Here is a 10,364-nt window from a genome sequence, read left to right on the forward strand (position 1 = left end):
CTCCCCGGTAGTCGGAACTGAATTACTCAGTCCAACTTCCGGGGAGCGGTGCACACACGTCTGAGCGCGGCAATGGTTCATTCACGCAGAACCTGCTGCTGCGTGAATGTTCCATTACAGGCGTCTCGGCCGTTCAAGGGTCCATTGACGCGGCGGGGAAGCAGACGCGGCAGTGGGAAGCAGGTTCGGTCCGCTAGAGCTTGCGGGCCGAGTCGATTCCGAGTGACATGCCGACCAGTCCGCGTTCGCGGACTGCCAATTTGGCAGCCACTGCCTCCAGTGCCTGGGCAGCCGGCGATTCCGGGTTGCTCAGCACGATCGGCGTTCCGGCGTCTCCGCCCTCCCGGACGGCGGTGTCGAGGGGAATCTGGCCCAGTAGCGGAACGCTCGCACCGACGGCCTTGGTCAGTCTGTCGGATACGTCCTGTCCGCCACCGGATCCGAAGATGTCCATCCGGGTACCGTCGGGCAGCTCGAGCCACGACATGTTCTCCACGACGCCTGCCACGCGCTGACGCGTCTGCAATGCAATTGCGCCCGCTCGTTCGGCCACCTCGGCCGCGGCCTGCTGCGGGGTCGTCACGACGAGGATCTCGGCACTCGGAATGAGTTGGGCGACAGAAATCGCCACGTCACCGGTGCCGGGCGGGAGATCGAGCAGCAGTACGTCCAGATCGCCCCAGAAGACATCGGCGAGGAACTGCTGCAGTGCGCGGTGCAGCATCGGCCCGCGCCAGACGACGGGGGTGTTGCCCTGGGTGAACTGCGCGATCGAGATGAACTTCACTCCGTGCGCCTGCGGCGGCATGATCATCTTCTCGACCTGCGTCGGCCGCGCGTCGTTTCCAAGCATCCGGGGCACGGAGTGACCGTAGATGTCGGCGTCGAGCACACCGACCGACAGCCCACGGGCGGTCAGTGATGCGGCGAGATTGACCGTCACGCTGGACTTGCCCACGCCGCCCTTGCCCGACGCCACCGCGTACACGCGGGTCAGGGATCCGGGTTGCGCGAAGGGAATGATCGGCTCCGCGGAATCGCCGCGCAGAGACTTGCGTAGTTCGGTGCGCTGCTCGTCGTTCATGACGTCGAGTTCGACCGTCACGGTGCCCACGCCGGCGACGTCGGCGACGGCGTTCTTCACGCGATCGCTGATTTCGGTCTTCATCGGGCAGCCGGAGGTGGTCAGATAGATGCCGACGCCGACCGCGCCGTCGTCGGAGATGTCGATGCTCTTGACCATCCCGAGGTCGGTGATGGGTTTGCGGATCTCGGGGTCGATCACCTTCGTGAGCGCGGTCCGAACGTCGGATTCGGTCAGTACAGCCATTGCCTCATGCTAGGCGGTGGGTTGTGCGCCGATGGACAGCAGGGCAGGCGCGGGCGCGATGTCAGTGAATGCGGGGCAGCTGGTCCGAGGACGGGACGATGCCGGTGGCGTAGCCGGCCGACCACGCGAGCACGTTCGCTACGTAGGCCATCGAATTGTTGTAGCGCAGGATCGCTTTGGTGGTCGATCCCAGATCGCGCATGTCGGTGCCGTTGTCGCACAGGTACATACCGGTGGCCAGGGCTGCGTCGAACAGGTTCTGCGGGTCGGAGACACCGTCGCCGTTGCCGTCGGCGTGATAGAGGTTCCACGTCGAGGGCAGGAACTGCATGGGTCCGACAGCGCGGTCGTATTCGGCATCGCCGTCGAGCGCCCCGCCGTCGGTGTCACGAATCACCTGGTTGCCGGCGAGGGTTCCGTTCAGCCGGGGGCCGAGGATGGGCTCGTGCAGCTCGCCCGAGTCGTCGACCTTGCCGTTGTTGGCGTGGGTGGATTCGACGCGGCCGATGCCGGCGATGACGGTCCAGCTGATACCGCAACCGGGTTGCTGCTGGGCCAGGATCCGCTCGGCGTTCTTGTACGCCGAGACGTTGACGACCGGGATGGCGATGGGGCTGACGGCGAGGTTGGTGGGTAGCTCGGGTGTGGGCGGGATCTCGGGAACCGGCGCGGGTGCGGGGACCGCGGCGGGCACCGGCTGCTCGGCCTGAGCCACCGGCTGCGCCTGCTGGTCCTGGGCGATCGGCTGCGGAGTCTCCACCACGGAGTTCGATTCCTGGGCGGCCGGGGTGGTCTTGGCCGAGACGAACGGAATGTATTCCGTGGCTCCGGCGCTGGTGGCGGCGGTGACGAGTCCTGCGGGGACGAGACCTGCCAGAGCAATCACCGAATTCCGTCGGACCTTGGAAGTCGATGCTTTTCTGTGACGACCCACGCGTGCTGTACCTCCTGATTTCCCCGGATGACAACCGGGGCCCGACCGATGACCGGGATCGAGGGTACCTGATTCGAGACTGTTCCGTTATCGGGCCGTTACAGAGCGGGCCGCTACGTATCGAGGTCGGGGACCTCCGGGGTGCCCGAGTCGTCCTGCACCCTGGCGGCGGCCTTCTTCCGTGCTTTCTTCGGAGTCGCTGTGGGCTGGCCCGTCGCCTGCTCGAGGAGCGCCTTGATCTCGTCGAGTTCGCGGCGCAGGTAGTCGCGGGTGGCGACCTCGCCGACCGCGATCCGCAGCGATGCCAACTCGCGAGCGAGGAACTCGGTGTCGGCCTTCGTCTGTTGTGCGCGAGAACGGTCCTCCTCGAGCGAGACGCGGTCTCGGTCGTCCTGCCGATTCTGGGCCAGCAGAATCAGCGGAGCTGCGTACGCGGCCTGGGTTGAGAACGCGAGGTTGAGCAGGATGAAGGGATACGGGTCCCACCTGAGATTGACCGCCACGACGTTGAGGAAGATCCAGACGATCACGATGCCCGTCTGGATTGCCAGGTAGCGGCCGGTACCGAGGAACCTCGCGGCCTTCTCGCCCGACCTGCCGAGGTCGAAGTCCACGTTGACGTTGAACATCCGCGATCCGCGCGGAGTGTCCATTCTCTGGCGTGCTGTTTCTTTCACTGTCCGGCCACTTCCTGATCTCGCCAGTCCTCGGGCAGCAGGTGATCGAGGACGTCGTCCACGGTCACGGCCCCGACCAGGTGGTCCTCGTCGTCGACCACCGGGCCGCAGACGAGGTTGTACGTCGCGAAGTATCTCGTCACGGCGGTGAGGCTGTCCTCGGGCGACAAGCGCGGCAGCGCGCTGTCCACCACGCCGCCGACCAGACTCGCCGGGGGTTCTCGAAGTAACTGCTGCAGATGTACGCAGCCGAGGTACGGCCCGGTGGGAGTGGCGGTGGGCGGCCGCACCACGAACACCAGTGAGGCGAGCGCGGGCGTCAGGTCGGGGTTGCGTACCCGGGCGAGAGCTTCGGCCACCGTCGTCGATGCGGTGAGTACGACGGGTTCGGGGGTCATCAGACCACCGGCGGTGTCGGGGGAGTGTTCGAGCAGCCGTCGGACGGGTGCGGAGTCCTCCGGATCCATCAGTCGCAGAAGCGATTCCGCTTCGGTCTCGGGCAGCTCTCCGAGGAGGTCGGCGGCGTCGTCGGGGTCCATGGCCTCGAGCACGTCGGCACCGCGGTCGACGCCGAGGTAGTGCATCAGCTCCACCTGATCGTCGTCGGGCAGTTCCTGGACGACGTCGGCGAGCCGTTCGTCGTCGAGGGCCCGTGCGACTTCCATGCGTCGTTTGACGGGAAGCTCGCGCATCGCGTTGGCGACATCGGCCGCGCGCAGGTCCTCGAACTGCATGAGCAGCTGTGCCACACCCTGATCGGGCATCGACAGTTCGTTCTGCGTGAGTCCCTGCACGTGTAGCCAGTCCACGACGTGGATGGCACCGCGGCGCGCCAGGCGCTGACGTTGCTTGCGTACCGCTACTCGCGCGACAACCCAGTCCCGCGTTCGGGTGAGCTCGATACCCAGATCGACGACGATGGAATCGGCGTCGTGCAGCTCGTCGAGCTCGGGGTCGTCGACGCGCACCTTGGAGTCGAGGATCTGGGCGAACACCAGGATCTCGTTCGCGCGCTGGGTGAATCGCCGCAGACTGACGTTGCCGGTCGTGAGTTGAACCGAGTTGGGCTCGATACTGGTGACTCTGAGCATCGGTACGAAAATTCTTCGGCGCGTTGCCAATTCGACCACGAGGCCGAGGACTCTGGGTTGCGCTCTGCCGACCCGCATCGAGATGACCACGTCGCGAACTCGGCCGATGGATTCGCCGTCGGGGCCCAGGACGCCCAGGCCGGCGAGCCTGGCCGCGAATACCTTGCTCAGTGCTGCCATGATGGCAAGGTTAGAGGTTGGGCGATACAGACGATGAATCAGACAGGGGTTGTGCTGCAGTGAATGCGTCGGGCCTACGGAGATCGGTGCTGGCCGTTCCGGGCAGTTCGGACAAGATGATCGCCAAGGCCAAGGGACTGCCTGCCGACGCGATCTTCCTCGATCTCGAAGACGCCGTCGCGCCCATCGCGAAAGTCGAGGCCCGCGCACGCATCGTCGATGCTCTGAACTCCGATGGCTGGGGCGATCAGATCAAGGTGGTACGCGTCAACGACTGGACGACGCAGTGGACGTACGGGGACGTCATCGACGTCGTGTCCGGTGCCGGACGCAATCTCGACGCCATCCTGCTGCCGAAGGTGGAGTGCGCCGCGCACGTGCAGGCGTTGGATCTGCTGCTCACCCAGCTCGAGAAAGAGCACGGACTCGACGTCGGAGCCATCGGAATCGAGCCGCAGATCGAGAGCGCCCGCAGTCTGCGCAACATCGACGAGATCGCGACCGCGAGCCCGCGGGTGCAAACCCTGGTGTTCGGTCCCGCAGACCTTATGGCCAGCGTCAACATGCGCACCCTGGTCGTCGGCGAGCAGCCGGTCGGTTACGACACGGGCGACGCCTACCACCACATTCTGATGACCATCCTGCTCGCCGCCCGAACACACGGTCTGCAGGCAATCGACGGTCCGTATCTGCAGATTCGCGATCTCGACGCCTTTCGCCGGGCGGCGGGCCGGACGGCCAGTCTCGGTTTCGACGGCAAGTGGGTGCTGCACCCGACGCAGATCGAGGCCGCCAACGAGATCTTCGCGCCGCGTCAGGCCGACTACGACAAGGCCGAGATGATTCTCGACGCGTACGAGTTCCACACCTCCGCGGCGGGCGGCGGTCGTGGCGCAGTGATGTTGGGCGACGAGATGATCGACGAGGCGAGCCGCAAGATGGCGCTCGTCGTCTCGGCGAAGGGACGTGCGGCAGGAATGACGCGCACGACGACGTTCGAGCCGCCCACCTCCTGATCCGCGCCGTGTTCGCGGACAGAACAATGGGTGTGACGGTGCAGGAGCGGAGCCTGCAGAAGCGACCAGAAGAGTCCGTTTCGGGGCACAATGGAGCCATGACCAATCCCCTCTCGCAGCCCGGTCGCCCAGGGCAGGGCCTGCCGACTCCGCCCTCCGGCTGGCCTATCGGTTCCTACCCCACCTACGCCGAGGCGCAGCGCGCCGTCGACTACCTCTCCGACGAAGAGTTCTCGGTGCAGGACGTGACGATCGTCGGTGTCGACCTGATGCAGGTCGAACGCGTGCTCGGCCGCCTCACCTGGCCCAAAGTCATTGGTGGAGGCATTGTTTCGGGTGCCTGGCTGGGAGTCTTCCTCGGCCTGGTCCTCGGCATCTTCAGTGAGAACATCTTCGGAGCGCTGCTCATCGGCGTCGGCGGCGGCATCATCTTCGGCCTGATCTCGGCGTCCATTCCGTACGCGGCCACCAAGGGGCAGCGAGATTTCGCGTCGAGCATGCAGTTGGTCGCGGGCCGATACGACGTCATCTGCGAGCCGCGAACCGCGGAGAAAGCACGCGACCTGCTCGCCAAACTGTCGATCTGATCACACCTGGTGGACGACCAGGCAACCGACAGGTAACGGAATAGCCCCAAATCGCCCTCTATGCCAGTGAGTTCGGTTACGTTTCTTTCGTGCACGGCAGTCCCACACAATGTGCTGCGCGAGTAACTGAACGTACGGAGGCGGAAAGTGCCGAGACATCGTGGTCGTAGGCGTGGAAAAGCAACGAGGATAGGGGTGTTGGCGGCAGCGGCTCTGGTCACGAGTCCGTTGCTCGCAGCGTGTGGTTCGTCCGACAGTTCGGTTCCGGTTCTGAGTTTCTACACTGCCGCAGACGGCGCAGAGCAGTACGCCGCTGCGGCACAGGTGTGTTCCGACGCCTCCAACGGCCGCTACCGAGTGGAGCAACGGACTCTGCCCAAGAGCGCCAACGATCAGCGGCTCCAGCTCGCGCGGCGCCTCGCCGGCAACGACAGGACGCTGGATCTGATGACACTCGACGTCGTCTGGACGGCCGAGTTCGCCGAGGCCGGATGGGCATTGCCCGTCCCGGAGGACCTGTCCGAGAAGCTGCGCGACGGTGCCACGCTCGAGGGCCCACTCGCCACGGCAGAGTGGCAGGATCAGCTGTACGCGGTGCCGCTCAACTCCAACACCCAGTTGCTCTGGTACCGCCCGGACGAGGTACCCGACGGAGTGCCGCCGCAGACGTGGGATCAGCTGATCGACGTGGCCGAGGCCAATGCGGCGGCGGGCAAGCCCGCACAGATCGGCGTTCAGGCAAAGCAGTACGAGGGCTTCATGGTCTGGTTCAACTCGCTGCTCGAGAGCGCTGGTGGTTCGGTCGTCGCCGAGGACGGAACGACGGTGACGCTGAACGACACTCCCGAGCATCGCGCCGCCACCGAGAAAGCTCTCGAGATCATCAAGCGAGTGGCCACGGCCGACGGCCGCGATCCCTCGGTCTCGCAGAGCGACGAGGCAACTGCCCGCCTCGGCATGGAATCGGGACGGATGGCATTCCAGGTCAACTACCCGTTCGTGCTGCCCGGGTTGAAGGAGAACGCCGTTGCCGGTGCCGTCTCGTTCCTCGACCTGTCGACGGTGCCCGAGGATCAGCAGGACGCACGCATCGCCGAGGTCTTCCGTAGCGCGCCGTATCCGGAGGTGAACCCGGGCGAGCCCGCGAAGGTCACCATCGGTGGCTTCAACATCGGTGTCGCGAAGACCACTCAGCACGAGGATCTCGCGTGGGAGGCCGTCGAGTGCCTCACCAACGAGGAGAACCAGCGCAACAACGCAGTCAACGGTGGTGTGCCGCCGGTGCTGAAGTCGCTGTACTCCGATCCCGAGTTCCAGGCCGTCTATCCCGCGTGGGAAGGGGTTCTCGGTTCCATCGAATCTGCGGCTGTGCGACCCGTTTCGCCTGCCTACCAGAGCATTTCGATTCTGCTGACCGATGCGCTCAACCCGCCGCAGAACATCGATCCGGTGGCCGACGTGGACAAGCTCGCAGATCTGGTCTCCAAGGCCGTCAATTCCGAAGGGTTGATTCCATGAGCGCCACCACCGAGTCACAGCCCGCATCGCAGCCTGTCGACAAGCAGGCGGCTCTGAAGAACGTCTCCGACGGCAAGAAGGCCGAACGTCGCCTGGGGCTGATGCTCATTGCACCCGCCGCCCTGCTGATGATCGCGGTCACCGGGTATCCGATCATCTACGCGTTCTGGCTCAGTCTGCAGAAGTACAACCTCGCATTCCCCGAGGATCGTGAATTCGTCGGTATCTCCAACTACGTGACCGTGCTGTCCGACGGCTACTGGTGGACCGCGTTCAGTGTGACGGCAGGCATCACGATCATCTCGGTGATCATCGAGTTCATCCTCGGCCTGGCGGTGGCTCTGGTCATGCACCGCACCATCTTCGGTCGCGGACTCGTACGCACCGTGGTGCTCATCCCGTACGGCATCGTGACCGTCGCCGCCGCGTACAGCTGGTACTACGCGTGGACCCCAGGCACGGGCTATCTCGCCAATCTGCTGCCCGACGGTAGTGCTCCGCTCACCGAGCAGTTCCCGTCGCTGGCGATCGTCGTACTGGCCGAGGTCTGGAAGACGACGCCGTTCATGGCGCTGCTTCTTCTGGCAGGCCTGGCGCTGGTGCCCGACGATCTGCTCAAGGCGGCCGAGGTCGACGGAGCGGGTGCGTGGACCAGGCTGATGCGCATCACGATTCCGTTGATGAAGCCGGCGATTCTCGTCGCGGTGCTCTTCCGCACCCTCGACGCGTTCCGCATCTTCGACAACATCTACGTCCTCACCCGCGGTAGCAACGAAACCGGATCGGTCTCGATTCTCGGTTACAACAACCTGTTCGGTGCGTTCAACCTCGGGCTCGGGTCGGCGATCAGCATTCTGATCTTCTTCTGCGTCGCGATCATCGCGTTCGTGTTCATCAAGTTGTTCGGTGCATCGGCACCGGGATCCGACGACGGAGGCCGCAAGTAATGACCACTGTTACGCCTCGCAAGAAGGTCGGTTGGACGGTCGTCAACGTCCTCGTCCTGCTCTACGCACTCGTTCCACTGCTGTGGATCATCAGCCTCTCGTTCAAGTCGACGGCCACCATCGCCGACGGCAACTTCATTCCTCGTTCGATCACTTTCGACAACTACAAGGGCATCTTCTCGACCAATCAGTTCACCTCGGCGTTGGTCAACTCGATCGGTATCGGACTGATCACCACCGTGATCGCCGTGGTGATCGGCACGATGGCCGCGTATGCCGTTGCGCGTCTGGACTTTCCGGGAAAGAAGGCTCTGGTCGGTGCAGCGCTGCTCATTGCGATGTTCCCCCAGATCTCCCTGGTGACGCCGCTGTTCGACATCTCCCGCTCGCTGGGACTGTTCGACACCTGGCCGGGGCTGATCATTCCGTACATCACCTTCGCGTTGCCGTTGGCGATCTACACCCTGTCGGCGTTCTTCCGCGAGATTCCGTGGGAGCTCGAAAAGGCAGCGAAGATGGACGGCGCGACGCCGGCACAGGCGTTCCGCAAGGTCATCGCCCCGCTGGCCGCACCCGGCATCGTCACCGCCGCCATTCTGGTGTTCATCTTCGCCTGGAACGACCTCCTGCTCGCCATCTCGTTGACGGCGACGGAACGTTCGGTCACCGTCCCGGCGGCCATCTCGCAGTTCACCGGTAGCTCTCAGTTCGAGGAGCCAACGGGATCGATCGCGGCGGCAGCAGTCGTCATCACGATCCCGATCATCATTTTCGTGCTCTTCTTCCAACGACGTATCGTGGCGGGCTTGACGTCCGGCGCAGTGAAGGGATAACCGTCATGGCCGAAATCGTTCTCGACAAAGTCACCAAGCTCTACCCCGACGGCGCGGCTGCCGTCAGCGACGTCGACATCACCATCGCCGACGGCGAGTTCATCATCCTCGTCGGCCCGTCCGGTTGCGGAAAATCCACGACGCTCAACATGATCGCCGGTCTAGAGGACATCTCGTCCGGCGAGCTGCGCATCGCGGGGGAGCGCGTCAACGAGAAGGCACCGAAGGATCGCGACATCGCGATGGTGTTCCAGTCGTACGCGCTGTATCCGCACATGACGGTGCGGCAGAACATCGCCTTCCCTCTCACGCTCGCGAAGCTCTCGAAGTCGGAGATCAACAGCAAGGTCGAAGAGGCAGCCAAGATCCTCGACCTCAGTCAGCACCTCGACCGCAAGCCGGCGAACCTCTCCGGCGGTCAGCGTCAGCGAGTTGCCATGGGCCGCGCCATCGTTCGTACCCCCAGTGCGTTCCTGATGGACGAGCCGCTGTCCAACCTCGACGCGAAGCTGCGTGTGCAGACTCGCGCCGAGATCTCGCGGTTGCAGAAGCGGCTCGGCACCACCACCGTGTACGTCACGCACGACCAGACCGAGGCCATGACCCTCGGCGATCGCGTCGTGGTGCTGCGCGGCGGATTGGTGCAGCAGATCGGTTCTCCACAGGAGCTCTACGACAAGCCGCGAAACCTGTTCGTGGGCGGCTTCATCGGATCGCCCTCGATGAACTTCGTTCCCGGACAGCTCACCGCGAACGGAGTGTCGACCGCGCTCGGTGAGATCGACATCCCGCTCGAGCGGATGGACGCGATCAAGGCCAAGAACCCGGGCCGCGAAGTGGTAGTCGGCATCCGCCCCGAGCACTTCGAGGACGCAGCCCTGATCGACGGCTACCAGAAGATGAGCGGTGCCACCTTCACCGCCACCGTCGACGTGCTCGAGTCGATGGGTAGTGACAAGTACGTGTACTTCACGCTCAAGGGTGCCCGGGTCGAATCCAGCGAGCTGCAGGAGCTCGCAGCCGACGCGGGTATCGCCGATCTCGGTGGCGCACAGGTGGTCGCCCGCCTGGCCGCCGAATCCAAGGCCGCCGAGGGTGGTCAGGTGGAACTGTGGTTCGACCCGGCGAAGATCTCGGTGTTCGACCAGGCCTCGGGTGCGAACCTGACGCTGTAGAGCGCTGCGCGCATGTGCGCGGAAACTCGTGACGGGTTCACGTGGTCGTCGCAACGAGCAGTCGTTTGTTGTACTC

General features: G+C 64.5%; 10 protein-coding genes. 6 read left to right on the top strand and 4 right to left on the bottom strand.

Translation table 11 applies throughout. The features are described from left to right. Window positions 1–193: 193 nt before the first annotated feature. From QM590_RS25200 to QM590_RS25215, 4 genes are all read right to left on the bottom strand, one after another. Window positions 194–1,330, bottom strand: coding sequence for an Mrp/NBP35 family ATP-binding protein (locus QM590_RS25200; RefSeq protein ID WP_068053099.1), 1,137 nt, complete (start codon window positions 1,328–1,330; stop codon window positions 194–196). A gap of 61 nt (window positions 1,331–1,391) precedes the next feature. After that, the gene (locus QM590_RS25205; protein ID WP_188078850.1) at window positions 1,392–2,264 is read right to left on the bottom strand and encodes a lytic transglycosylase domain-containing protein; all 873 of its coding nucleotides are present in this window, start codon (window positions 2,262–2,264) and stop codon (window positions 1,392–1,394) included. A gap of 113 nt (window positions 2,265–2,377) precedes the next feature. Beyond that, complete coding sequence (locus tag QM590_RS25210) at window positions 2,378–2,917, bottom strand: DUF1003 domain-containing protein (RefSeq protein ID WP_149407932.1); 540 nt, start codon at window positions 2,915–2,917, stop codon at window positions 2,378–2,380. Window positions 2,918–2,937: 20 nt separating this feature from the next. Continuing rightward, on the bottom strand, window positions 2,938–4,212 hold the full coding sequence (locus QM590_RS25215) for a magnesium transporter MgtE N-terminal domain-containing protein (protein ID WP_068053108.1): 1,275 nt from the start codon (window positions 4,210–4,212) through the stop codon (window positions 2,938–2,940). 59 nt (window positions 4,213–4,271) lie between these two features. On the opposite strand from QM590_RS25215, the gene QM590_RS25220 reads away from it, so the two are divergent. From QM590_RS25220 to QM590_RS25245, 6 genes are all read left to right on the top strand, one after another. Then, window positions 4,272–5,228, top strand: a complete 957-nt coding sequence (locus QM590_RS25220) for an HpcH/HpaI aldolase/citrate lyase family protein (RefSeq protein ID WP_411741390.1) — start codon at window positions 4,272–4,274, stop codon at window positions 5,226–5,228. 98 nt (window positions 5,229–5,326) lie between these two features. After that, complete coding sequence (locus tag QM590_RS25225; RefSeq protein WP_057475533.1) at window positions 5,327–5,815, top strand: YflT domain-containing protein; 489 nt, start codon at window positions 5,327–5,329, stop codon at window positions 5,813–5,815. 195 nt (window positions 5,816–6,010) lie between these two features. Then, on the top strand, window positions 6,011–7,333 hold the full coding sequence (locus tag QM590_RS25230; protein WP_094688034.1) for an ABC transporter substrate-binding protein: 1,323 nt from the start codon (window positions 6,011–6,013) through the stop codon (window positions 7,331–7,333). Further along, window positions 7,330–8,280 (top strand): carbohydrate ABC transporter permease, encoded by a 951-nt coding sequence (locus QM590_RS25235; RefSeq protein ID WP_094670643.1) that lies wholly within the window; start codon window positions 7,330–7,332, stop codon window positions 8,278–8,280. The genes QM590_RS25230 and QM590_RS25235 overlap by 4 nt, the downstream gene beginning before the upstream one ends. Beyond that, window positions 8,280–9,113 (top strand): carbohydrate ABC transporter permease, encoded by an 834-nt coding sequence (locus QM590_RS25240; protein ID WP_032375916.1) that lies wholly within the window; start codon window positions 8,280–8,282, stop codon window positions 9,111–9,113. Before QM590_RS25235 ends, QM590_RS25240 begins: the two co-directional genes overlap by 1 nt. A gap of 5 nt (window positions 9,114–9,118) precedes the next feature. Continuing rightward, window positions 9,119–10,288 (top strand): ABC transporter ATP-binding protein, encoded by a 1,170-nt coding sequence (locus QM590_RS25245; RefSeq protein WP_094641297.1) that lies wholly within the window; start codon window positions 9,119–9,121, stop codon window positions 10,286–10,288. The last annotated feature ends 76 nt before the right edge of the window (window positions 10,289–10,364 follow it).

The organism is Rhodococcus sp. IEGM 1372 (genome assembly GCF_030056835.1).
Classification (GTDB): Bacteria; Actinomycetota; Actinomycetes; order Mycobacteriales; family Mycobacteriaceae; genus Rhodococcoides.

What these genes read in the sequence shown, in the direction of transcription:
- QM590_RS25200 (WP_068053099.1), bottom strand. Translation starts at nt 1,330, where the DNA reads ATGGCTGTACTGACCGAATCCGACGTTCGGACCGCGCTCACGAAGGTG.
- QM590_RS25210 (WP_149407932.1), bottom strand. Translation starts at nt 2,917, where the DNA reads ATGGACACTCCGCGCGGATCGCGGATGTTCAACGTCAACGTGGACTTC.
- QM590_RS25215 (WP_068053108.1), bottom strand. Translation starts at nt 4,212, where the DNA reads ATGGCAGCACTGAGCAAGGTATTCGCGGCCAGGCTCGCCGGCCTGGGC.
- QM590_RS25225 (WP_057475533.1), top strand. Translation starts at nt 5,327, where the DNA reads ATGACCAATCCCCTCTCGCAGCCCGGTCGCCCAGGGCAGGGCCTGCCG.
- QM590_RS25235 (WP_094670643.1), top strand. Translation starts at nt 7,330, where the DNA reads ATGAGCGCCACCACCGAGTCACAGCCCGCATCGCAGCCTGTCGACAAG.
- QM590_RS25240 (WP_032375916.1), top strand. Translation starts at nt 8,280, where the DNA reads ATGACCACTGTTACGCCTCGCAAGAAGGTCGGTTGGACGGTCGTCAAC.
- QM590_RS25245 (WP_094641297.1), top strand. Translation starts at nt 9,119, where the DNA reads ATGGCCGAAATCGTTCTCGACAAAGTCACCAAGCTCTACCCCGACGGC.